Annotated in this window: 26 protein-coding genes; 5 read left to right on the top strand and 21 right to left on the bottom strand. The window is 61.9% G+C overall.

Annotated elements, in window-relative coordinates; genetic code table 11:
• On the bottom strand, positions 1-1290 hold the full coding sequence (locus ACYPYQ_RS05580; protein WP_459721019.1) for an MFS transporter: 1290 nt from the start codon (positions 1288-1290) through the stop codon (positions 1-3).
• 114 nt (positions 1291-1404) lie between these two features.
• On the opposite strand from ACYPYQ_RS05580, the gene ACYPYQ_RS05575 reads away from it, so the two are divergent.
• Positions 1405-1941: a YaeQ family protein gene (locus ACYPYQ_RS05575; RefSeq protein ID WP_459721016.1), complete on the top strand. Its 537-nt coding sequence runs from the start codon at positions 1405-1407 to the stop codon at positions 1939-1941.
• A gap of 12 nt (positions 1942-1953) precedes the next feature.
• Here ACYPYQ_RS05575 and grxD read toward each other — a convergent pair whose 3' ends face one another.
• The 4 genes from grxD to ACYPYQ_RS05555 all read right to left on the bottom strand — a co-directional run bounded on the left by grxD (position 1954) and on the right by ACYPYQ_RS05555 (position 4480).
• Entirely contained in the window at positions 1954-2289 is a 336-nt protein-coding gene (gene grxD / locus ACYPYQ_RS05570) for a Grx4 family monothiol glutaredoxin (RefSeq protein WP_459721013.1), read from the bottom strand.
• A gap of 10 nt (positions 2290-2299) precedes the next feature.
• A complete protein-coding gene (locus ACYPYQ_RS05565) occupies positions 2300-2539 on the bottom strand; it encodes a BolA family protein (protein ID WP_459721010.1) in 240 nt (79 codons plus the stop codon).
• Between the two features lie 9 nt (positions 2540-2548).
• Entirely contained in the window at positions 2549-2842 is a 294-nt protein-coding gene (locus ACYPYQ_RS05560) for a TusE/DsrC/DsvC family sulfur relay protein (RefSeq protein WP_459721007.1), read from the bottom strand.
• Between the two features lie 81 nt (positions 2843-2923).
• Entirely contained in the window at positions 2924-4480 is a 1557-nt protein-coding gene (locus ACYPYQ_RS05555) for a bacteriohemerythrin (RefSeq protein ID WP_459721004.1), read from the bottom strand.
• A gap of 230 nt (positions 4481-4710) precedes the next feature.
• Here ACYPYQ_RS05555 and ACYPYQ_RS05550 point away from each other — a divergent pair, with 230 nt between their 5' ends.
• Positions 4711-5307 carry a malonic semialdehyde reductase gene (locus ACYPYQ_RS05550; protein ID WP_459721001.1) on the top strand — a complete coding sequence of 199 codons (597 nt, stop codon included), beginning with the start codon at positions 4711-4713 and terminating at the stop codon, positions 5305-5307.
• A 66-nt stretch (positions 5308-5373) separates the two neighbouring features.
• On the opposite strand, the gene ACYPYQ_RS05545 is transcribed toward ACYPYQ_RS05550, so the two are convergent.
• The 3 genes from ACYPYQ_RS05545 to ACYPYQ_RS05535 all read right to left on the bottom strand — a co-directional run bounded on the left by ACYPYQ_RS05545 (position 5374) and on the right by ACYPYQ_RS05535 (position 8323).
• Positions 5374-6690, bottom strand: coding sequence for an enoyl ACP reductase FabMG family protein (locus ACYPYQ_RS05545; RefSeq protein WP_459720998.1), 1317 nt, complete (start codon positions 6688-6690; stop codon positions 5374-5376).
• Positions 6691-6801: 111 nt separating this feature from the next.
• Positions 6802-7161, bottom strand: a complete 360-nt coding sequence (locus tag ACYPYQ_RS05540) for a hypothetical protein (protein WP_459720995.1) — start codon at positions 7159-7161, stop codon at positions 6802-6804.
• Positions 7145-8323 carry a GGDEF domain-containing protein gene (locus ACYPYQ_RS05535; protein ID WP_459720992.1) on the bottom strand — a complete coding sequence of 393 codons (1179 nt, stop codon included), beginning with the start codon at positions 8321-8323 and terminating at the stop codon, positions 7145-7147. The genes ACYPYQ_RS05540 and ACYPYQ_RS05535 overlap by 17 nt, the downstream gene beginning before the upstream one ends.
• A gap of 126 nt (positions 8324-8449) precedes the next feature.
• Here ACYPYQ_RS05535 and ACYPYQ_RS05530 point away from each other — a divergent pair, with 126 nt between their 5' ends.
• Positions 8450-9253, top strand: a complete 804-nt coding sequence (locus tag ACYPYQ_RS05530) for a hypothetical protein (RefSeq protein WP_459720989.1) — start codon at positions 8450-8452, stop codon at positions 9251-9253.
• 4 nt (positions 9254-9257) lie between these two features.
• On the opposite strand, the gene pepD is transcribed toward ACYPYQ_RS05530, so the two are convergent.
• The 3 genes from pepD to ACYPYQ_RS05515 form a co-directional block, all read right to left on the bottom strand.
• Positions 9258-10736, bottom strand: coding sequence for a beta-Ala-His dipeptidase (gene pepD / locus ACYPYQ_RS05525; RefSeq protein WP_459720986.1), 1479 nt, complete (start codon positions 10734-10736; stop codon positions 9258-9260).
• Positions 10737-10808: 72 nt separating this feature from the next.
• Positions 10809-13070 (bottom strand): sensor domain-containing protein, encoded by a 2262-nt coding sequence (locus tag ACYPYQ_RS05520; protein WP_459720982.1) that lies wholly within the window; start codon positions 13068-13070, stop codon positions 10809-10811.
• Positions 13071-13150: 80 nt separating this feature from the next.
• Positions 13151-13546, bottom strand: coding sequence for a hypothetical protein (locus ACYPYQ_RS05515; RefSeq protein ID WP_459720978.1), 396 nt, complete (start codon positions 13544-13546; stop codon positions 13151-13153).
• A 355-nt stretch (positions 13547-13901) separates the two neighbouring features.
• Between ACYPYQ_RS05515 and ACYPYQ_RS05510 the strand changes: the two genes are divergently transcribed.
• On the top strand, positions 13902-14135 hold the full coding sequence (locus ACYPYQ_RS05510) for a hypothetical protein (RefSeq protein ID WP_459720976.1): 234 nt from the start codon (positions 13902-13904) through the stop codon (positions 14133-14135).
• Here ACYPYQ_RS05510 and ACYPYQ_RS05505 read toward each other — a convergent pair.
• From ACYPYQ_RS05505 to ACYPYQ_RS05490, 4 genes are read right to left on the bottom strand one after another with little or no spacing between them, the layout of a single operon-like run.
• A complete protein-coding gene (locus ACYPYQ_RS05505) occupies positions 14132-14878 on the bottom strand; it encodes a fused MFS/spermidine synthase (RefSeq protein ID WP_459720974.1) in 747 nt (248 codons plus the stop codon). The genes ACYPYQ_RS05510 and ACYPYQ_RS05505 overlap by 4 nt on opposite strands.
• 15 nt (positions 14879-14893) lie before the next feature.
• Positions 14894-15706, bottom strand: coding sequence for a ferritin-like domain-containing protein (locus tag ACYPYQ_RS05500; RefSeq protein ID WP_459720972.1), 813 nt, complete (start codon positions 15704-15706; stop codon positions 14894-14896).
• Between the two features lie 16 nt (positions 15707-15722).
• Positions 15723-16001 carry a DUF4389 domain-containing protein gene (locus tag ACYPYQ_RS05495; protein ID WP_459720968.1) on the bottom strand — a complete coding sequence of 93 codons (279 nt, stop codon included), beginning with the start codon at positions 15999-16001 and terminating at the stop codon, positions 15723-15725.
• The gene (locus ACYPYQ_RS05490; protein WP_459720965.1) at positions 15998-17728 is read right to left on the bottom strand and encodes an SEL1-like repeat protein; all 1731 of its coding nucleotides are present in this window, start codon (positions 17726-17728) and stop codon (positions 15998-16000) included. The genes ACYPYQ_RS05495 and ACYPYQ_RS05490 overlap by 4 nt, the downstream gene beginning before the upstream one ends.
• A gap of 116 nt (positions 17729-17844) precedes the next feature.
• Here ACYPYQ_RS05490 and ACYPYQ_RS05485 point away from each other — a divergent pair, with 116 nt between their 5' ends.
• Positions 17845-17997, top strand: coding sequence for a hypothetical protein (locus tag ACYPYQ_RS05485; RefSeq protein WP_459720962.1), 153 nt, complete (start codon positions 17845-17847; stop codon positions 17995-17997).
• 41 nt (positions 17998-18038) lie between these two features.
• On the opposite strand, the gene ACYPYQ_RS05480 is transcribed toward ACYPYQ_RS05485, so the two are convergent.
• The 6 genes from ACYPYQ_RS05480 to ACYPYQ_RS05455 form a co-directional block, all read right to left on the bottom strand.
• A complete protein-coding gene (locus ACYPYQ_RS05480) occupies positions 18039-18767 on the bottom strand; it encodes an EI24 domain-containing protein (RefSeq protein WP_459720959.1) in 729 nt (242 codons plus the stop codon).
• Positions 18768-18823: 56 nt separating this feature from the next.
• Positions 18824-20728, bottom strand: a complete 1905-nt coding sequence (locus ACYPYQ_RS05475; protein WP_459720956.1) for a TIGR03545 family protein — start codon at positions 20726-20728, stop codon at positions 18824-18826.
• Positions 20721-21245 (bottom strand): TIGR03546 family protein, encoded by a 525-nt coding sequence (locus ACYPYQ_RS05470; protein ID WP_459720952.1) that lies wholly within the window; start codon positions 21243-21245, stop codon positions 20721-20723. The genes ACYPYQ_RS05475 and ACYPYQ_RS05470 overlap by 8 nt, the downstream gene beginning before the upstream one ends.
• Positions 21246-21335: 90 nt before the next feature.
• Entirely contained in the window at positions 21336-22181 is an 846-nt protein-coding gene (locus tag ACYPYQ_RS05465) for a hypothetical protein (protein ID WP_459720948.1), read from the bottom strand.
• Positions 22182-22227: 46 nt separating this feature from the next.
• Positions 22228-22965: a peptide-methionine (R)-S-oxide reductase MsrB gene (msrB, locus tag ACYPYQ_RS05460; protein WP_459720944.1), complete on the bottom strand. Its 738-nt coding sequence runs from the start codon at positions 22963-22965 to the stop codon at positions 22228-22230.
• A gap of 89 nt (positions 22966-23054) precedes the next feature.
• Positions 23055-23540, bottom strand: a complete 486-nt coding sequence (locus tag ACYPYQ_RS05455; protein WP_459720941.1) for a Crp/Fnr family transcriptional regulator — start codon at positions 23538-23540, stop codon at positions 23055-23057.

The raw sequence follows: 23540 nt of genomic DNA, 5'->3' as shown, positions 1-23540 counted from the left end.
CTAGACGTCGACATATTTGCAGTAGGTCTCACGCACGAAAGCGATGGCGACCAGCCCCATCAGCGCGAACCCCAGCATGATGCCCATCCCGACCTGATAGTCGGCCAGCCCCAGCGGCGATCCGCTTCCCGCATGCGCACGGTCGATGGCCCAGCCCACCAGCGGTTGCAGGATGGCGGTGCCGAGGAAGGCGCCGACGTTGACCACGCTGGTGGCCATGCCGGACAGTGCGGGCGGATTGACTTCTTTCGCGCAGGCCCAGCTCAGCGTGAAGCTGGGGGCGGCCAGCCCCATCACGAAGAACAGCGTGTGACTCAGCACACTGCTCATCTGCATACCGGCCAACAGCGGTAGCCAGCACAGGCTGTACACCAGCGCGCCGACGAACATCACCGGCTTACGCCTGCCCAAACGATCCGACAAAGTACCGATGAAGAATGCGCCGACGGCAAAACCGGCCAGCAGCAGTGTGGTGTGGTCGGTGGCGACGGCGCGGTCCATGCCGTACACGTCGCGCAGGAAAGGCACGGCCCACAGTCCTCCGAAAGCGAACAGCGTGCCCGCCAATCCCATGTTCACCCACAGTCCCGGCCAGGTGGCACGGTTCTTCATCACCACCAATAGACCGTCGTACCAGTGTCCTTCGTGCTTCGGATGTGAAGCCTTGCCGTCCAGTTCGCGCAGGCTCGGCAACCCTGCTTCGCCGGGATGGTTGCGCACGTACCACCACGATAGTGCGGCCAGAAGGAGTGAGGCGATACCCACCGCGACGAACACCGTGCGCCAGGAGACGAAGCCCAGCGCCCAGGCCAACGGTGCGGCAGCCAATACCGAACCCATATTGCCGAGCAGGATGGTGGCACCGGTCGCTGTGCCAAAGTGCCGGTCATGGAACCACACCGCATTGAGTTTGAGCATGCAGATGAAGGCGACCGATACGCCGAGGCCGACCAGCAGACGGCCGACGGACGCCATCGCCAGCGTATCCGCCATGCCGAACAGGATGGAACCGATGCCGGCGATGACACCGCCGATGGCGACCACGCGGCGCGGGCCCAGTGTGTCGGCGAGGATGCCGGTGGGTATCTGCATCACGGTGTAGACGTAGAAATAGGTCGCCGCCAGGCCGCCCAGTGCCGCGCCGCTGGTATCGAACGCCTGCTGCAAGTCGGACGAGATCGCCGCCGGCGCGAAGCGATGGAAGAAGGACAGCACATAAGCGAGGCCGACGATGGCGAAAGCGGTCCAGCGCAGGCGGACAAGTTGGGCGGATTGATGACTATCTAGCATGTGATGGATCTGTGCGACCTCGTTCAATGTTGACTTGTGTACAGCATCTGCGCGGCGATGCGCTATGCTTGCGCCCCTCTGCCTGAGCAGGCAGGCACCGTATCAGGAAAATTCATGGCAATCAAAGCGACGGTATTCAAAGCCAATCTGCAGATCGCGGATATGGAACGACACTATTATCAGGATCACGCTCTCACCTTGGCTCAGCATCCTTCCGAGACCGACGAACGCATGATGGTACGCCTGCTGGCATTCGCCCTGCATGCGCACGAGTATCTGGAATTCGGACAAGGCATGACCGACGAGGACGCCGCCGATCTGTGGCAGAAGGACCTGACCGGTGCCATCGAACTATGGATAGACGTCGGCATCCCCGACGAGAAGCTGATCCGCAAGGCCTGCGGTCGCGCCAGGCAGGTAGTGGTGTACAGCTACGGCGGCCGCGTGGCCGACATGTGGTACACGCAGAACCGCGCCCAGTTCGAACGCCAGCACAACCTCGCCATCATCAACCTGCCGCCCGAATGCACACACGAACTGCCGAAACTGGTGCGGCGCACCATGGACCTGCAGTGCACCATCCAGGACGGCCAGGTGTGGCTGAGCGACGGCGAACACAGCGTGGAGATCGAGCGCGTCAAACTGCGCTGACCTGCGCGGCGATCAGGCGGTCGCGGTCGCCTTTTCGATCAGCGGCTGCAACTCGCCCTGCTCGTACATCGCCAGCATGATGTCGGAACCGCCGATCAACTCGCCGTTGATATAGAGCTGAGGGAAAGTCGGGAAGTCGGCGTAGAACTTCAGGTAGTTCCAGGACACCGGGTCTTCCAGCACGTTCACTGCGACGTATTTCGATACACCCGCCGCCTTCAGCACCTGCGCGGCGCGACCGGAGAAACCGCATTGCGGGAATTGCGGCGTGCCTTTCATGTACAGCACGATGGGGTTCTCGGTCACCGTCTTGCGGATGATCCCCAGTGCGATCTCTTTTTCGTCCATTGCTATTTCCTTACTGAATGTTGGCCCATTGCGCGGGCGTCATCGTCTTCATCGACAGGGCATGGATCTTCTCCATCTTGTCGCCCAGCACCTGATACACCAGCTTGTGCTGTTGCAGCATGCCCTTGCCCTCGAAATCCTTGCTCACGATCACCGCATCGAAATGGCGACCGTCGCCTTCGACCTGGATGTGTTCGCACGACAGGCCCTGCAGGATGAAGTCCCTGACGTTGTCGGGTGTGACTTTCATCGGTGATACTCAGACGCAGCCGGTCGGCTTGGGCATGCCGCCATATTTGGTGATCGGCTTCATGGGACCGGTCATCCACAGGTCGAACACGTCCTTCTGGTCTTCGTCGATGTATTTGGCGAACTTGCGGATGGGCGGCACCGAGTTGAATTCCTCGTAGTACTCGCGCGCCTTCATGATCTGTTCCCACTTCTTGTCGGTCAGCTCGTAGCCGTCCGCCTCGGCCATGGCACGGCCGATCTCCTCTGTCCAATCGCTCATATCGACGAGATATCCGTCGCCGTCACGTTCCGGTAATTGCATGGTCTACCCCTCTCTGATGAAAAAGTGCATCCATTTAACCTAACCTGAGTAATTTAGTCAATTACTCCTGATGGGGGGGTATCAATGACTGGTCAGCTCGATCAGCTTGGCATCCTCGACACGGATGTGGTGGATCAACCAGTCGCGCAGATAGGTCAGCACGTCGAACTGGGCCACCAGCTGGTTGGCGTGCAGCTCTTCGTAGAACTCGGCGATCTTCTCCTCGAAAGCATGGTGCTGGTGCAACTGGCGGTCGATGCCGGCGAAAGCGTAGTGGTTCATCATCTGTTCTTCCGAGCGGAAATGGATCTTGGCATAGGCATCCAGCGATTTGATCAATCGCGCCACCTCGCGCGCACCGCGCTTCCTGATTACCACCTGGTACAGGTCGTTGATCAGGTCGAACAGATAACGGTGATGCTCGTCGATGACGTCGATGCCGACACTCAGACTGTCATCCCATGGGATCCACTCGTTCTCGCGATGGCGTATCGGCGGCAGGGTCAACACCTGTTTGGGATCGATGATGTCATCGCGGTACAGCTCGCGGATACGCAGGATCTCCGGCATCGAGGCGTCGAAGGCACGCACCACTTCCGGATCGAAATGCTTGCCCGCCTCGCTCACCACCCAGTCATGGGCCTGTTCCACCGTCCAGGGGTCCTTGTAAGGGCGGGTCGAGGTGAGCGCATCGAACACATCGGCGACCGCACAGATACGGGCCAGCAGGGGGATCTCCTCACCCTTCATCCCGTTGGGGTAGCCTTTGCCATCCCAACGCTCGTGGTGGCAACCGGCGATATCGCGTGCCGCCTTGATCAGCTCGTCCTTGCCTTCGAGGATGGTGACGCCGATCTCGGTATGCGTCTTCATCACCTCGAACTCCTCGTCTGTCAGCTTGCCCGGCTTCAGCAACACCGCGTCGGCGATGCCGATCTTGCCGACATCGTGCATGGGGGCGGCGATATACAACAGGTCACGCTGTTCCTCTGGCAGATGCATGGCGCGGGCGATGGATTGCGCATAGTTGGTCATGCGCATGATGTGCCAGCCGGTCTCGTTGTCGCGGTACTCGGAGGCCACGCCCAGGCTGCGGATGGCGTCTGCACGCGCCTCTTCGAGTTCAAGCTCGCGGATGCGCAGCGTCTCCATGGACAAGGTGCGCTGTACCAGACCGGACAAGGCGCGCGACAGGTCGTTGAAGAAATCCGCATAGACCTCGCACAGCTCATAGCCCATCGGGACGAACAGGGCTACATAGCCGATATACCGGCCTTCGACGCGCAAAGGCAGCAGCATGATGCGGGTATGGACAACGGCTCCGACTGTCGGATCCTCGTAGGATACCTGTTTGGTATGACAGCGTTCTATGGATTCCGGATCGGGCAGTTTCAGCGCCTCCCAATCCAGCGTGTTGTCCCATGCGGGCGGCATGCCGAACTGTGCGACCTGAAAATACTTGCCACGGGGGTTGAGCAACAGGACCGCGCCGCGCGACTCGACCGGGATGTCACGCTGCTCTTTCAACAAAAGGAACAGATGCTCCAGCAGAACGTCCAGATCACTCGAATCATTGCCGGACACCGTCAATTCGAAGACCAGCTTGCTTATCGCGAGCTTCTCCTGACCTTTTTCCATCAACCCTCGCCTCCCTTCCCTTTGTCCGATCTATGTATCTACCAGTAGCACCGCGCCGAACTTGTCGCATTAGGACACATTTCATTCTGGGAGACAATTCCAGTCGACACTTTTTTCGGATTCTAACTCCCACAGGGATGCAGATAGAAAACGGCATGGTTAGAAACGGGTTCCGGGTGGATAATCCAGTCACAAGATCACTGAATCAGCACACCAACAAGGAATCCATCATGTCCAACACCGCCCTGAGCCCAGCCGCCCTTGACCAACTCTTCCTCGCGGCACACACCCACAACCTGTGGACCGACCGGCCCGTACCGGACGAACTGTTGCGCCGACTCTATGAGACCTTGCGCATGGGGCCGACCTCGGCCAATTCCTGTCCGGCGCGCATCGTGTTCGTCAAGTCAATGGAAGCAAAGGAGAAGTTGCTGCCCACCTTGATGGAAGGCAACCGCGCCAAGGTCATGGCCGCCCCCGTCACCGCCATCATCGGCTATGACCTGCACTTCTACGACAAACTGGGCAAGCTGTTCCCGCATGCGCCGGACGCACCGAGCTGGTTCAACGGGAATGAACAGACCGCTTTCACCAACGCTTTCCGCAACGGCACGCTGCAGGGCGCGTATCTGATCATCGCGGCGCGCGCGCTCGGCCTGGATTGCGGGCCGATGTCCGGCTTCGACAATAGCAGGGTGGACGAGTTGTTCTTTGCGGGGACGAATGTGAAGTCGAACTTCATCTGCAGCCTCGGCTACGGCGACCCCAAGGGCGTGTATCCGCGCAATCCGCGTCTGGATTTCGAGGAGGCCTGCCGCATCGACTGACGCACCGCCGGATGCGGGCGCAAAAAAAGCCGCGAACATCTCGCGGCTTTTTTGTGCACCCGTCGATCAGGCGTGCATCTGGTTCAACTGCTTGGCTATCACGTCGTGGCTCAGCCACAGCACGGGACCGGCCGGTTTCGATGTCTCGTGGAACATCAGCGGTCCAGTACCTTCCAGTACCAGCGCACTCAGCACATCGGTCACCAGCGCATCGCGTGACTTGTGCATCTTCGTGATCGCTTCCGAGGTACCGATCATCACTTCCGCCAGGTCGGCGGTATTGTCCATCGGCCAGGCCTCGAAATTGCGGAAGCCCTTCATCACTTCGCTGTCGTTGTAGTCGTCGATCTTCTGCAACAGATTCTCCAGTGACTCGCCTTCAAGCAGCACCTCACGGCATGCCTGCCACTGCGCTTCCGCCCACGCGCCGCCGCCTTCCTGCTTCAATGCCTTCAGCAGGGGGAACAACGACAGTTCCACGCCGACGAAGATGTCAGACGAATTGGTACGGATCTCAGGACAGTTGTAAACCGTGGCCTTGATGCCCTGCGCCCAGGCCGCTTCCGCATGCCGTTCCAGACGCATCTTGGCATAGCCCTGCGTGTAGTTGGTGTAGGTCTGCCATTCGTACTTGCCGCCGATCAGGATCTCGGTGCCGTGGTAGCCGTAGGCGGTGTAGCGCGTCTGCCCACCCGTCTTCTCCAGGCGCGCGCGGATGGCGCTGCTACCCTCGATCAGGTACTGGAAGGTATTGGCGGTGACCTCGTCGAAGTTCATCAGTATCAGCTTGCCCAGGTCGCTGTCCAGCAACGAACGCGAAGACTGGAAGCGCTCGCCGCGCCCCTTGTAGATGCGGTTGGCGATAGCCAGGAACACCTTGGTCTTGGGGATGCCGCCGGCCATGGTGTGCGCGAAGAAGGCGTTGGCACCGTCCGGGATCATGCCGTCCAGCTCGGCCATCACTTTCGCCACGGAATCCTTGAAACGCTTGACGCCGATCTCGCGGCACTTCTCGATATGCGCCCAGTCCAGCTTGTCGTCCTGCCAGGTCTTGAGCGTCATCTCGGCCACCATGTCGGTCGGTGTCGGCGTGCCGGCCGGGGCATCCAGATCGAAACCGGCCATCAGCGGCACGTTGATGATGCGACCGCCCAGATTGGCCTCGGCGGTCGCCAGTTCTTCGGCGGTCAGCGCACGCAGGGTGTTGTCTTCGTTGCGGCGTCCCACCGTGACGCCCACGATGGTCATGCCGGCCTTGCGAGCCTCGTTGATCAGACCGTTGGCATATCCCCGCCCGAACAGTTCGCCGAACAACACAAAGACATCTCCTTTGCGGAATATGTTGGACTGGGGAACGTTGCGTAATGGGATCGGTGCTTTCATACGATGGACTCCGGTTAATGTTTGTCGCCAGCCGACGCGGCCTGACCGCTTGCGAGGGCGCAATTGTACAGAAGATGGGCGGGAACCGGCTCGACTTCGATATGCGCCACTTCAATCCAGAAGCCGGATGTCGGCCAGCGCCGACGCCCTGTCGATATCGACCTGCACAGTGCAGCATTCGTTCAGTTCGGACAACGGCGTGGGGTCATCGGCGCACGAACAACCGGCGACCACGCTCTGGAACAGGATATCCAGCCGTACCCGTATCCGTGCCTCATCGGCAGCGACACTGCGCAGCAACAGGTTGACCGGGGTCGCGGCGACATGGTTGCCATGCGCCAAGCAGCGCTGCAACGGCAGGGCGTGCTCGCCTGCCGCAATCAGCTCGCGGCGCAGGACCTCGCTGAACGCATCGCTGCCCCAGGCCGCCAGCGCCTGCGGCAAGCACAGGACATCAGGCGACGACGACACGGTTGCGTCCCTGTGACTTGGCGCGATACAGCGCCTGGTCGGCACGTTCCAGCCAGCCGTCCACCTCCTCACCCACCGCCAATTGCGCCACCCCGAACGAAGCCGTGCCGTAGATGGTCTGTGCCCCCTCGACCAGCGGCTTCTCCTCCACACGCTGGCGCACGCGCTCGGCCAGTTTAGCGGCAGCCGCGCTATCGGCCATCGGCAGCACCAGCAGGAACTCCTCGCCGCCATAGCGTCCGGGCATATCTCCCTGCCGCAACAGACCCTCGATGCGGCGGCTGAACTCGCGCAGCACCTCGTCGCCCACCGCATGGCCGAAGCGGTCGTTGACCTGTTTGAAGTGGTCGATGTCGAGCAGCACGATGCTGCACACGTTGCCGTGGCGCTGTGACAGCTCGCGCAGCCGCTCCAGCTGCTCGACGATGAAATGGCGGTTGTACAGGCCGGTGAGCTGGTCGTGGATGGCCATCACCTGCAGGTCGCGGTTGAGCGCATCGAGCTGGGCGTTGCGCAGCTCCAGTTCGCGGCGGATGCGCCGGTTCAGCACCAGCTGGCGCACGCCCTCGCGGAACTGCCGCCAGGCATCCCAGCCGATCTGCATCTCGACCAGGAACAGGATGGCGAGACCGACCGCGAGGTTGAGATAGAACGCCTCGCCCTGTATCAGGAAATGTAAGAACGGCACGAACAGGATGGCGGCGCAGAAGGCCAGCATGGTGACGAAGGACGGTGCCATGTTGGTCACGCTGACGGCGGAGATGGAGACCAGCACCAGCAGGATGACCAGCTCGTGGATCAGCTCGACATGGCCGCCGGTATGGAACAGCACCAGCGCCATGCCCCAGCTCAGGCCCTGCAGCACGCGCAGGACGATCTGCCAGTTGAGCACATGGGGGAGACGTTCTGGCGGCGGGGGATGGCGCAGCCAGCGCGAGGACAGCACGAAGGTGACCGCATCCGGCACGCAGTTGAGCAACACCCAGGTGAGCACCAGCGAGAACGGCGCGATATCCAGCACCAGCCAGGCGATGAACAGCGTCCCGAACGGTGCCAGCATGGCCGCCAGTCGCGCCCGCTCGAACAGGGTGCGCATGCACAGCTTATCGACCTCGGCCTCATCCTCCGGTCCGAGCCGGTCCAACCATTTTTGTTCTTTCATACTTCCTCCGGTTGCCGAGTCTAATGCCCGAGGTCCGGATTTGCCAGCGCGGAGGGTTCAAACGTGCGCGGTTCAGGAGTAGCATGGGGCTGTGATCCCATGCACGCAACCGTTCGGGAGATGGTCATGGACCCCTTGCTCAACGTCTATCCCAACGCATCGGTGGCCGGCATCCTCGCCAGCCCGTCGGTGACGCCATCGTATGCGCTGCTCTCAGCCGAGCTCAGCTTGTCCGCGCCCGCACTGTTCGGCTACTCCTCGACCGTGGTCGGCATCTCTGCACGAGGTCAGTTGCTGTCCGCCAGCGTCACCTTCCAGAACACCTTGCGTCCGCTGCGAACCACCACGGACGGTGAGACCATCGACCTCTCCGGGCTCACCACCCGGGCGCAGGGGCTGGTCGATGCGTTCAACACTTTGCAGGGCAGCATCGCCGCCATCGGCAGCCAGAACAACCTGCCTGCCGGCGGCGTCTCCGGCGCGGCCGATCTGGCACTTTCGCTCGATGCGCAGGTATTGGCACGCTATGCGAACGGCGATTCGCCGTTGACCCGCTTATCGCAGCTCGGTATCGACTTGCAACCTGAGCTGCTGCCCGGCAACGGTAGTCGCCTGAGTCTGGACACGGAGCGACTTGAGGCAGCGTTCACCGAGGATGCGCAAGGCACGGCCGCCCTCCTCGCCGGCACGGCCGACGCGCTGAGTGAAGTCGCCGGCAGTTTCATCAGCCGTTCCGGCAGCCAGTTCCCTTCGCTCGATGCCCTGATGCAGAACTCTTTCGGCAACGACCTGCTCAGCGGCCTGCCGCAGGTTCAGACCGCGAACCTGCAGCAATTGCTGGCCAACCAGCCGCAGGACGGCAGCATCAACTGGCGGCAGGTGTATGCTGCCCTCACCGAATATTCGCTGGTATCGCAGTTGTTAGGATAAGCGGTCAGGCGCGAGCCAGCGCCTGCAACACCGCCTGCAGCAGTTCCCAGCAGCGGGCGACCGACGCCACCTCTACCCGCTCGCCGGGCGCATGCGCCCCGCGTATGTCGGGCCCGAACGAGATCATGTCCAGCTGTGGATGGCTGGCCGCCAGCAGGCCGCATTCCAGTCCGGCATGGATCACCTGCAGCGAAGCCGGTGTGCCGAACTGCGCTTCATACACCTGCTGACACAACGCCAGCAGTGGCGAAGCCGGATCCGGTGTCCAGCCCGGATAGGCACCATCCTTGTATGCTCGCAAACCGTAACCGGCGGCGAACGAGACCAGTTTGTCGGCCAAGACATCCGCACGTGCATCCAGCAGGGAGCGCACTTTGAACGTCACCTTGCTTTCGCCCTGCGCCAGTTTGAAGACACCCAGATTGCTCGACGTATCGGTCACATCCGGGAAATCGCTGCTGATCCGTGACACGCCGTTGACCGCGTTATCGAGAAAGCCCAGCAGCCTGTCCCGCTCAGACTCGCTCACCGCCTGCCCCACCGGCATCTCGTCCAGCTCGTAGCGCAACGCGATACCGGCATCCACCTCTGCGAAGCGATGCTGCCATGATGCCAAGCGATGCTCCACCCATTCGTCTATGCCTGAGACTGCTGCCAGCGGCACGGCACAGATGGCGAAGGCCTCGCGCGGGATGGCGTTGCGCGCACTGCCGCCCTGCATCTCGATCAGGCGCACATCGGTATGCGCCGCCAGATCGCGCAGGGCTTCGGCCAGCAGCTTGATGGCGTTGCCGCGCCCCAGATGTATGTCGATCCCGGAATGGCCGCCGCGCAGGCCGGAGACATCGAAACGCAACACCGCATAGTCCGGCGGCAACGCTTCCATCGCACTGATGTGGCGCACCTCCACGTCCACCCCGCCCGCGCAACCCAGATAGAAATGCCCCCATTCCTCGGTATCCAGATTGATGAGTCGCTGGCCCTGCAAAGTGCCGGGGAGCAGACCGCGCGCACCGTCCATACCCGACTCCTCGTTGACAGTCAGCAACACCTCCATTGCCGGATGCTCGATCCCTTCAGCTTCCAGTGCAGCCAAGGCCAGCGCCACCCCGATGCCGTTGTCCGCGCCCAGCGTGGTGTCCTCCGCCACCACCCAGCCGTCACGCAGCACGGCCCGGATGGCATCGCGTTCGAAGTCGTGCACCGTACCCGCGTTGGCCTGGCACACCATGTCCAGATGGCCTTGCAGTATCACACCCGGCGCGGACTCGCAGCCGGGACTGGCCGGCTTGTGCAGGATGAGATTGCCGACCGCATCCTCGAAATGCGCGATGCCACGTGCATCAGCCCAGGCAGCGAGGTGCCGCTTCAGCGCTTCTTCACGATAGGAGGGACGCGGGATCGAGCACAAGGTCGCAAAGTGCGACCAAACTACGGAGGGGTGCAGGCCGCTCAGGGCCGGTTCGTTCGTTGTTGCTGTCATATCCTCTAGACGGTGCCGCGCACCGCCTTCCATCTAAAATCCATCACTCACCCGGCAACGGCCCGCGCCAGACTACACGGTCGACCAGTTGCTGCCCTCGAGATCCCACAACGTCAAAGGCCGGGAAAACAGATAGCCCTGGAACGTGCGACAGCCGAAGGATACCAGCAGGTCGAGCTGCGCCTGCGTCTCCACGCCTTCAGCCACCACTTCCAGCCCGAGGTTCTGCGCCATGCCGATGATGGTCTTGGCGATCATCGCGTCGCCCGCTTCGGTGACCACGTTGCGCACGAAGGCGCGATCGATCTTCAGCTGGCTGATCGGCAACTGGCGCAGATAGGAGAGCGAGGAATAGCCGGTACCGAAGTCATCCAGCGAGAAACGGATACCGGCCGACTTGAGACGGCTGATCTTGCCGATCGCCTCATCCACGCCGTCGACAAGTGAGGTCTCGGTCAGCTCCAGCTTGAGCAACCCCGGCTCGACCCCGCAGCTATTGACGATGGCCAGCACATCCTCGACGAAATCCGCCCGCATGAAAGCCGCCGCCGAAACATTGACCGCCAGCGGGATGCGCGCGAAGTCAGGCTTCGCCTGCCAGCGCTGCAGCCGCTGGCAGGCCTCGCGCAGCACCCAGAAATCGATATCGGCGATCATCCCGGATTCTTCCGCATGCGCGATGAACGCATTCGGGAACAGCAGGCCGCGGTCGGGATGTTCCCATCGGAGCAGCACCTCGGCACCGATGCAGCGCCCGTCCGCATCGACCTGCGGCTGGAAATACAACTGGAACTGCTGTTCACGCAGAGCCCGATGCATGTCCTTGTTCAGCCGCGCGCGCGATTCCAGCGCCTGCTGCATGGAGGGATCGAAGAAGCGCAGGGTCGCACGCCCGCTGTTCTTGGCCTGATACAGCGCCACATCGGAATGCTTGAGCAGTTCGTCCACGCTTTTCTCGCTGCCGTGGAACAGGGTCACGCCGATACTGGCCGTGCCGTGGTATTGCTGGCCGTTGAGCAGATAAGGCAGATTGAGCGAGGCCAGCACCTTGGTCGCCACCGACTCCGCGCGCGGCACCACGTCCAGCTCGGTGTCGAACAGGTTGGCCAGCATCACCACGAACTCGTCCCCGCCCAGCCTGGCCACCGTATCTCCCGTGCGCACGCAGGCGAGCAGCCGGTGCGCCACCTCGACCAGCAACTTGTCGCCGACATCGTGGCCCTGCGTGTCGTTCAGTTCCTTGAAGTTGTCCAGGTCGATGAACAGCACCGCGCCGTAACTCTTGTTGCGGTCGCACGTCGCCATCGCCAGCTGCAGGCGGTCTATCAGCAGACGCCGGTTGGGCAAGGAGGTGAGCGTATCGTAGTAGGCGAGGCGGTTGATCTCCTCCTCGGCGGCCTTGCGGGAGGTGATGTCGCTGAATATCCCGACGTAGTTCGTCACCTGCCCCTGCTCGTTCCTGACCGCTGTGATGGTCAGTTGCTTGGGATAGATATCACCGCTCTTGCGGCGGTCCAGCAGCTCGCCTTCCCAGCGCCCCTCGCGCGCCAGGGTCGCCCACATCTCCTCGTAGAACGCCTTGTCATGCTTGCCCGATTTCAGGATGGCCGGTGTCTTGCCGATCACCTCGTCCGACTCGTAGCCGGTGATCTCTGTGAACGCCCGGTTGGCGCGGACGATCCGTGCTTCCGCATCGGTGATCAGGATGGCATCGTGCGTCTCGAAGGCGGTTGCGGCGATGGCCAGCTGCTGCTCCTTCACCATGCGCTCGGTGACATCCAGATTGGTCGAACGCACCCCGAGCAACTTGCCCTGCTCGTCGCGCAGGTCGCTGCACAGATGCTCCAGCCAGCGGATCTGCCCGTCACGGGCCCGGATGCGGATCAGCAGTCTCTCCGGCTTTCCCTGCTCGTGCATCTGGTACACATGCTGGTCCCAGACCCCGCGATCCTCCACCAGCACCAGCCGCGACATCAGATGTGGCTCGGCATAGAAATCCTCCACGCTGTATCCGGTGATCGCAAGACAGGACGGCGACACGTATTCATACACGCCATCGATGTTGCGCACATAGATGAATTCCTGAGCCAGATCGGCCACGGCACGGAATATCTTCTGCCCATTGGCGAGCTCGCTACGCAATGCGACCAGAGTGGACAACAGGAATCCGATGAATGAGCCGAGCAAGACCGGCACGATGAAATGCCGGGGCTGATGCTCGGGCAGGATGAAGAAAATCTGGATCGAGGCGAAAGAAAGAACGATGACCAGACCCAGCAGGGTGTATCGCAGGTAGATGCGTCTATTTCTATGCAGGAACGGAAGCATTTCCATTTAAATACACCCTTATGGCAGGCCCGTCCCCGAGACAGGCCGTACTCTGTGCACCATGCCCGTACTGCGACACGACAGACTCACCCGAACAGCTTCTGCCACCAGCGCCGGCGATTGCCCGGCAAGGGCGCCTCGTCCTTGATCAATGACGGCGGCATACGGCTCAGCATCCAGCGCGGCGGCACCGGGGTACTGCTGCACGAGCTGCCGACAGTGGCCGGATCGTGGATCTTGATGAACGAAGGCTGGGCCATGTCATCGGCATAGACGATGCCGCAGTGCGTACAGTCATGTTCGCGACGCAGCAGCCCATCCACTTCGGTGATGAAATCGTTCAATGCCTCGACCGTCATCGTCTGCGGCAGCGGCTCCTCGCCGACCATGCTGATGTACCACCCCTCAGGCTTCGCCCGCACCGCCGCCCACAATGCATCCAGGTCGCTCCAGTGCAACATGCCGCGGAACGGCCCTTTCATTCGATCCAGGAACTCCTGACTCATCCCCACCCCGCCCTTATACGGTCTATGTGCAAAATCGCAAGCGCCCATCCAGTGCCCTGCCGCCTACCGGCAAGTCGGGATGTCCAAACGGTCCCGAGGCTGCAGCCAGCGGTTCCGGAAGCATGGGCCAGTTGAGCTTTCTCCGCAATACCCTCGCGCCGTCACGCCCCCGCATACCGGCGGATCATCCCCGGACCGGATGATTCTCGTTTACAAAAGTCCAATGTAGCGGTAGCGTTACGCCTGCTTCGCAGAACGCCCGAACACTGAGCTGCGACCTCAGGGCGATTCCCGCGATCGGACAACGGCAAGTCAGCCATCGAGGAACATCATGCACCGCACATACATACGCATCCCCGCCCACTTCTATCGCGTCTCGCTGCACAACGCGACAGACACCGTGACCATGGCCCTGGTGCCCGACGAGAACAATGCCAATCTGATCGCGCATTTGCTCACCGAGCATTACGGCCTGCGCAAGGACGAGCACATCACGGTCTCGACCACCGTGATCCGGCACGAGGACGAACGCTCGACCGGCCACGTCGTCTACTCCGACAACTAGATCCTCAAACGGCCGCCCTCGCTGCCCGGCAAGGTCGCCAACCTGTCCAGCATCAGCGAGAGCGCCAGTCCCGCATCTTCTTTGGCCGCTCTCTCCTGCAACTCTTCGAGCGTAATATCAATCGGTGCACCCGCCGCCGCGAAGGCGATAGTGTTGCCGCTGGCGCAGCGCGGGAATCTCACCGCACGCTGCGCGAATGCAGTCTCGATGAAGGCGAAGCCGCCTTTCACACAGTCGCTCAAACCGATGAGGTTGACCGCCAGGATGCCCTGATCGGTCAGGCGCTCACGACACGTCCGGTAGAACGGCAGCGTGTTCAGATCACCGGGATGGGAGTGGTCGTTGAATCCGTCCACCATGATCAAGTCATAGCGCTGGTCGGTGCGGCGCACGAATTCCGCCCCGTCGCCCACCACCACTTTCAGCCGCGCCGGATCGTCCGGCAGACAGAACGAATCTCTCGCCGCCGTCACCACCTTGGGCTCGATCTCCACCACGGTCAGGTGCGCCGCCGGTCTGTGCCTGTACAGGAATTTGGTCTGCGAACCCGCACCCAGACCGATCTGCAAGACCTTTTCCGGAAAGTCGCCTTCGCGCAGCAACAATGCCGCCATCATCACCCGCGTGTATTCGAATGCCAGGTCGAAGGGATGGTCGATGCGCATCGCGCCCTGCATCCACGCCGAACCGAAATGCAGCGAACGCAGCCCGTCGCTCTCCCTGACCTCTACCGTGAAGCCCATGCCGATGCCTCTCCCTTATGCATCCTGTGCCTGCAGCGCAACCAGCTCCGCCTCGCTGAATCCCGCCTCACGCCGCGCCGCAAGATTGAACGGTCCGCGCAAAGGCGCGGGATGATGTTGCGCGACCAATGCGGCATAGGTCGCGAGCGGCGCCAGCCCGCGTTGCACGCACAACCAGTCGAACCAGCGGTTACCGATCGCGACATGCCCCACCTCGTCACGCAGGATGATATCCATGATGGGTGCGATCGCCTGATCGCCCGCCTGCACCAGTCTGGTCTTCATGCCCGGCGTCACATCCAGCCCGCGCGCCTCCAGCGTGCGCGGCAACAGGGCCATGCGTGCCAACACATCATGCTGCGTCTTCAGCGCCATATCCCACAAACCGTTGTGCGCGGGAAAGTCACCGTAGGCGAAGCCCAGCGTCTGCAGATGATCGGACAACAAGGTGAAATGCAGCGCCTCCTCGTCCGCCACGCGCAGCCAGTCCGCGTAATAGTCGCGCGGCATATCGGCAAAACGCCACAGCGCGTCCAGCGCCAGATTGATCGCGTTGAATTCGATATGCGCCATCGCGTGCACCATCGCCGCGCGTCCCTCGGGGGTGTGCATGGCACGGCGCGGCACATCGCGCGGAGCGACCAGTTCAGGCCTGGCTGGATGCACCGGGACAGGCAGTGCGCAAGCCAGGCGCGCATCGGCAGCCAGTGCCAGCCGTCCGTCCGACCAGCAGCGGGCCAGCTCGCGCACCCCCGCGCACTTTGCGGCCACATCGCCTTCAGCCAGCCAATGCAGTGCCGCCAGTCTCAATTCGGTCGGAGTGGACAACGGATATTCCCCGTGATCATTCGTCAGTCGGCCATTCGCCGAACGGAAAAGGGATGGTCTCCGTCACAAAAGTCAGATAGTTCACGATCTGCCGCAAGTAGTTGGCCAGACTGCGGCCGAATACCAGCAAACGTGCATTGGGCGAGCCGTTCGCCAGCACGATCACGAACTGGACCACTGCCACGACAGCCAGCACCGTCCCGCTCACATGCAAGGCGAACCCCATCAACAACATGAACAAACCGCGCATCCAGATGTTGCGGGTATTCCCGGTATTTTCTGGATCGCTTCTCATTCTCGACCTCGTCTCATCCGCGAACTGATCTCTGCGGCACGTTCTTCGCCCTTGCCGGCTGCGCGATCCAGCCAATAAAGGGCCTTGTCACGGCTGCGCGCCACACCGCGTCCTTCCTTGTACAGGAGCCCCAACCGCAACTCCGCGAAAGGCGCATCCAATGCTGCCGCCTTCTCATACAGCATGCGCGCCTGCGCATAATCCTGTTCTACCGCCCATCCGTTCTCGTACATGAACCCCATGAATGCGAAAGCCGCCGGCAGCTTGTAGCGCATCGATTCGCGTATCAAACCCATCGCGCGCTGGTGGTCGCGCGTCAGCCCGCCCCGCCCGAGGTTATACATCTGCCCGAGCCGCGTCATCGCCAGCGGCTGGCCATGATCGACCGCCTGCTGATACAGCTGGACCGCCTTGTATTCATCGCGCTCGACACCGCGCCCTTGCTGATACAGGAAGCCGAGCCGGGTCATCGCCAGATAGTTCCCTTTTTCCATTGCGGTGCGATACAGCTCGGCCGCCTTCAGCCGATCCATCTCGACACCTTTCCCGGTCTCGTACAGATAACCCATCTGGGCATAACCCAACGCATTCTCCGCGCGCAGCGCACGCGAATAATATTCGCGCGCCGTTGCATAGTCCTTCTCAACGCCCAGGCCCAGCTCATAGAGCAATCCCATTCTTGCCAATGCAAAATCATCGCCATTCTGCATCGCACGTTCATACCACTCGCGCGCTTTGGCGTAGTCCTGCCGGACGCCGACGCCGCGCTCATACAGCCAGCCAAGTCTGAACTGCGCCTTGGCATAGCCCTGCTCCGCCAGCTTGTTCATCTCGCTGAACAAGCTGTCAAAGTCGCCATTCAACCGCGCCGCCAAAGCACGCTGGAACGCCTCCCCCACCACCACATCCTTGATCGCATCCTGATACTGCACCACCAATTCCTGCGCTGTCGGTGCATCTGGAACCTCAGCCACCACCGCTGGTGACGGCACTTCAGGCAAGGCAAGCGCTGCGGCCGGCAAGTTCGAGGATGGTTCTGCCAAAGCGACAGACGGCGGTTCCGAGGCCGATGCGGGAGGGGGCGTCTCGGCAGCAGGTGGCGGTTCCGTGACCGCTACGGGAGCGCTCGTCGTGGCAACAGGTGTCGAGTCGGAGACTGCTGCGGGGAGACTTTCGGGCAAAGTTAGAGGCACTTCGGATATAGCGGGAACCTCGCTTGCCGCAGGAGAGGCTGGCATGGCTTCCGCCTGCAATCTCTGGAGTTGCGCCTTCAGCGAAGCAAGTTCTCTGCGCGCCTGCTCAAGCGCCTCGTTCGAATCCCGAAGTGCATTCTCCAGCTCAAGGTCGGCTCGCAGCGCTTTCAACTTGACCAGCACATCATCCGGATCGGCCTTCATCCCGGCACGCACGAAGAACGCCGGTCGCCGCCAGCGTTCTTCCAGAACTTTCATCGCCACGATACCGGCCGTGATATTGATCACATCCTGACTCATGTGCGAATTCCCCAACGAATCCTGATGTATCTCCACGACCGAACTGACATAGGTACCGAGTTCGTCCAGCAGCTCGCGCTTCACCCCCTCGATCGCATTCGTGCGGCAAGTCGATTCTGTGTCGAATGTAGCGCCATGGTAGGTATATTCCCGGACATACTCCGTCACTGCCGCCCGGGCCGACGATGCGCCAAGCAGAATTAACAATATGGAAACATGGGCAATCGATCTCATCGGCATGATCCGGCAAACTGAAACGGCAAAACACGCATCCTGATCATAGCCTCCGGCCCGTCCGCGATTAAAGTCCTGACCACTCCGGTCGATAACCTGCTTAAACGGAGGACATCATGGTCAAGATATTTCTCACCACCGACCCGCAGACACACCGCGCGCTCTATGACAGTGAATCCCGGTTCCTGGGGCTGTTCCAGTCGATGCGCGAAGCCTACGAGACACTGGGCGATCTGCTGAACTACTGCAGCATCCGCTCCGCCGGCTAGAGGCTGCATCCCCCGTCGCGCCATGCCCCCCATGGCGCTCTTCAACTGCCCGCAGCCTGCGCACGCAGTTGCTTCAACTCCTCAAGACACAGGTGTATGAACGCCAGCGCGACATAGACCGGTGCGATGAAGTTCAGCAGCGGCACGAACTGCAACAGTCCGGCCAGCGCCCCCAGCAGATAGAGTTTCCCCGAAGCACGCTCCACGACCAGACCGATCTCTTCGCGACTGGCGTGTTCGGCCAGCGCGTCATAGCGGAACAGGCGCTGGTTCAGATAAGCCATGAGCAGGATGGGCAAGACCAGCGCAAAGGGCGAGAACAACCACAACGGCAGGGTGACGATCCAGCCGAGGCAATACACCGCCACGGCCACCAGCGCATTCGACACGTTCCCCGCCACCGTGCCACCCTGCTTGCGCACCAACTGCGGATAGTCCTTCTCCGCGACATGCCCGACCATCACCGGCATCGCGAAGATCGCCGTGATCAGCAACGCAGTCACGAAGATCGCCGGCAACAACAGCAACACCAGCACCGTCGCCACCAGATAATGCGCCACAACAGCCAGCACCCCCTGGGCGATCCATTGTTCCAGCGAGGTCTGTTCCAACAGCCCGGTCAGGCCCGCCATCCAGCTGCCCCAGAAGATGAATGCCGCCCCCAGCCACAACGCGTTCGCCAGCAACATCGGCCACAGGACCAAAGCCAGCATCCGGGGATGGAAGAACGACCTGAAAGCGGCCCGCAGCGCCACGATGACACTCTGCAATGTTCACTCCCTTATGCGCGTCCAGCACAGCCGCCCCAGCGGCGTGCGGGCACAGACTAGCGTCGCCACTTGTCCAGCAACTGGTTCGCATCCTGTTTCAGTTTCTGCTTCTGCGCGTCCGTCGCGGCATTCTTGCGCTGCTCCAGATCACGCCGTGCCGCATCCAGGTCGGCACGCAGCTTGTCCACCTGCGCCTGCTTGTCTGCCAGCACGGACTTCAGCCGCGACTCGAGTTCCGCCCGGCGCGCCATCAGCTTCTGGCGTTGCGCGGCGATACGACTATCCACCTGCGCCTGGATGCGCTTGCGTGCCTCGTCCATCTTCTCTTGCAGGTAGCGCTTCATGCCGCGCGCCAGCGCATCCCCGAGGTTGGTGGACAGGCTCATGTCCAGATCACCCCAGGTCCCGCGCACACGGGCATCCATGCTCACCGTCCGCAATCCGGCCAGCGAGGCATCCATCATCCCGCGCACGACCGGCGATTGCGCAGTCGTCTCGAATGCCACGTCGTGGAAACGGTTGCCGGCCTGGATATCCACCCGCTCACCGCGCAGCTCGGCAGTGAAGGCCGCAGATGCCGCCGCCTTGGCAAAACCCAGCTTCACACTCGGGCTGTCCACCAGTGAACGCCCCGCCACTCCATAACGCGCCACCGACAGTTGTACGCGTTCCACCGGCTCACTCTGCGTATGGTCGATCACCAGTTCGGCTTTGACCCCGGCCACCTCCTGCTGCGGGAAATCGCCCTTCAGCGTCGCGATCATGGGGCGTCCGACCAGCGCCTGATCGGTCGCCACATCGCGAATCTCACCCGACAGCCCCTTCTCGCCGGGCAGCCGCGATGTCACCAGCGCACGGCGCAACCAGAAGGCCGGATAGCCCCTGGGATGGCCGAAGGCGTAGTCGCGCCCCTTGTGGATATTGCGCGGCGCGGGCTTGGCCTGCTCTGCAGACTTGGCGGGCAGGTACTCGCGTGCCTGTTCCATATATCCACGCGCCTGCTGAAGCTTGCCCAGCACATCCATGCCGAACAGCGCACGCGACAGGTTGCTGGCATCCAGCGCCGGCAGTTTCATGCGCGCCTGAAGACCGCGCACATCCTCGCGCACCACATCGTCGATACCTGCAAAGGATGACTGCAAGCCCTTCAGGTCGCCCGCCAGGACCGTTCCCGCTTCGCCTATGGTTTTGCCCTTCGCCTCGAACTCGTCGCGGATGGCCTGCAACTCCTTCACCGCAGCCTGCAGCTGTGCGACATCCTTGACGTCGTTCACCTTCACATCGCCCAGCCGGGTACGCAAGGCACCGAAATCCTCGCCGCGCGGCAAAGCCGCCATGCGCGTCTTCCACTGCTGCTCGGTCTCATCCATCGAACGTTGCAGCGCATCCATGTAGGCATCGCTCTTCAGCTCGCCGGTGATCTGCTGCAATTGTTCGGACGGGTTCGCACCCGCCGCGATGGCGGCCAGATCACCGACCACATTGCCGGAAAACTCCTCCTTCAACGTCGCCAGCATCTTGTCCGAAGCGCTCGGCCCCGACTGCGGCGGTGGCGGCGGCAACACCCTGCCGGCCCGCTTGCGCGGCGTATCGATCTGCACATCCTCGATGACCGCCTCTTCAATCACCACTTTGCCGCGCAGCAAGGCATCCCACAGCATGCCGAAGCGCATCTCGCCGATCTGCACCCGGTTACGCTGCGGTTGCAGCGGATCGGTCATCTGCACATCGCCGATCAGCATGCTCGCCTTGAACACGCTGGTCTGCAGCCGCCCGATGTTCACTTCCGCGCCGTTCGCCTGCGTCGCGCCATACTCCAGTCCGCGCCGCAGATGGCTATCGAAGAACAGCGAGAAATACAGCACGGTCGCGCCGACCACGATCAGCAAAGGCACCACGGCCTCGACGCGGATCGGCCCCTGTCTTTTCACGGGCTTCTTGCCCTCTGCCGGCTTATCCATGGAACTTCTCATAGGTCGAATACCACTTGAAGAAAGTCGTCCCGCTCCACAGCTTCCAGAACGGACTGGTCTTGAATCGTGCCACCACCTTCTCGCGGTAGGCGACGATCAGACGCTTGCTGCCAAAGAACACCAGCGGTGCGAGCAACAAGCTCAGCACCCCGGCTCCCATCACCACGCTGTTATAGAACTGCGTGAGCGGCACCAGCGGCAAGTTGTACAAGGTAGTGAACAAGGGGCGCAGCGATTCCGTTTCCAGAATGGCAGTACCGAGCGCATGCGACACCGGATCGACCAACCAAGCCAGCAGCGCAAAGAACACCGCCGAGGTCAGCGCCGCCCCGATCTGGATGCGGAACAGGAACATGCACACGAACACCAGCAAGCCCTGCAGTGAAAGCATGGGTGCGAACCCGAGGATCAGCCCGCAAGCAACACCGGCCGCGATCTGGTTGGTGCCCGTATCGGAATTGAGCAGGCGGAACAGCGCGAACAACTGTTTCAGTAACAAGGTCATCGTGTGGGACTCAAAGGAAGTGACGGCGCGATTCTAATCCGGGAAACGGGCGGCGTCTGCCACCAATATGCATAGAACCGCCTACACGCATCACTGGTCCAGGATGCGCATCTCGCGCACCCCCTTGTGGCCGATCTCATATTCGAAATCGGTACGGCCGGGCTGGCCACCGGTCGCATCGCGTATCACGAAATGGCGTATCTCGACCCGCTTGCCGTAAGTCTTGAACGCTTCCTGGTAATCGAGCGGCCTGCCGCTCGCATCATAGACCTTCGAATCGGAACGAACGAAGAAGGTCTCCGGCTCACCGCCTTCCGGAGTGACGAGCAACTTGATATTGATGTTCGAATAGCCGACGCCCTTCGCGAGGTTGCCGCCCGTGACCTTGCCCGTGAATACTTCACCCGCAGAAAGGGAACGTTCCGTCCCCTGCGGTAACGGCGCGCCAGCCTCCAGCGCGGCGAAAGCCTGCCCCGGCTTCAGCTTGCTCACGTAATACTTCCCTTCCAGTTCGTCCAGCGGCACCAGTACCACCCGTGCTTCCATCGTCCCCATCTGCAGTTCCTGCCGGATGAACACGACATCACCCGCCTTCACCGTGATCGGCAACTCCGCCCATTTCTCGCCCTTGGAGAATATCCTGTGTTCGCCGGGCTCCAGCTCGAAGTGGAAATATTGCCCGCCGCTGTTGCGCCCCACCGCATACGCCGGTGTCTGTCCGTCGAGGAACACATCGAACCCGACACTCCCGTACCAGGCTTCCACGAACACCACATAGACGAGCGCCTTGCCCGCCGCGGGCAGCCTGGGCAACTGATAACCGGCGATATCCGCACGCATGGCATCGGCCGGCGGCGGCGCACTGGACATGGCACAACCGGCCAGCAGCAACGAGATCGATAAAGTTATAGACGCGCCCCACAAGCCGATCTTCATATCCGTCCCCTTTCCAGTCGTTGATGCCGCGCCACCGAATATACGCTCACTTCGCCCCGGCATCCGGCACGAACTTCAGCACATTGCCGTTGATGCAATAGCGTTTGCCGGTCGGCGGCGGACCGTCGTCGAACACGTGGCCGAGGTGGATGCCGGAACTCGCGCTGCGCACCTCGATGCGCTTCATGCCGAGGCTATCGTCCGGGTGCAGTGTCACCGACCCCGGCAGCGGCTCGAAGAAACTCGGCCAGCCGGTGCCGCTCTCGAACTTGGTACCGCTGCGGAACAGCGGAGTGCCCGTTATCGGGTCGACGAACATGCCGGGGCGCTTCTCGTCCAGATTGGAACCGGTGAAAGCGCGCTCCGTCCCCTGCTCGAAAGCGATGCGCCGCTGATCCGGCGTCAGCAGCCGGTAGCCCAGCCACTGCCAGAAGCGTTGCTGCTCGTGGTTGTAGCCGGTATAGCGCGACACCTCGCGCCCGTTCTCGAACAGCACGATGGTCGGCGTGGCGAACAGCGGCTGCTCCAGCGTCCAGCCTTTGGGCGGCACGGTGGAAAGCGTACGCACCACCGGCACCGGCGACCGCCAGTGCGCCAGCACCTCTGCCTCGAATTGGCGGCAATAGGCGCAATGCTCTCCCTCGAACACGATGAGCTGGCGAGCCAGTTCCAATCGCTGCGGATCGAGTGTCTTCGTCATCGGGACAGGCTGAGCAGCCGCTATGACAGGCGGAGAACCTGCCAATGCGCCAGCCAGCAGCAGGAAAGGGATGGAGCGTCTCATGATCACCTCCTGTTGGAAGCGGGGCAACGTCCGGCACGGGCCGTACGTGCCCCATGCGGCATTAACGCAAGGGAGGCGCTATCCGCTGACTAATATCGCCCCTGGGTCTTGGTGATGTAGTTCGCCAGTTCCTGCGTCTCGCGATTCATGCGCGACAGGTTGGCATGCGTGACGCGGAACAGGGCGCGCATCACCTTGAACGCCAGCCGCGGATGCGCATCGAGCAGTGTTTCGAAATCCGCCGGTTTCAAGGTGTAGACAGTAGAGGGGCCGACCGAACGCAAGGTCGCCTTGCGCGGGGACTGCTCAACGAAGGCGCGCGTCCCGGCGCACTCGCCCTCTTTCATGGTGTACACAGACTGCTCCACGCCCTCGGCATCCTTGCTGGTCACCGCCAGTTGCCCGGCAGCCAGGATGAACAGCGTCTGGTCGGCCTCGCCCTCCTTCACCAGCAGCTCGCCATCCTTCAACTGGCGCACACCCAGCTTGGCCGCCAGCAGCTTGGCCTTCTCCTCGGTCAACTCGCTACCCACTGTGGAATTACGAACGATCTTGTAGTCTGCGACTGCACTCAT

The sequence above is a fragment of the Sideroxyarcus sp. TK5 genome (assembly GCF_054601595.1).
The sequence above is the reverse complement of the archived record's forward strand: the minus strand, read 5'-3'. Positions and strand labels throughout refer to the sequence as shown.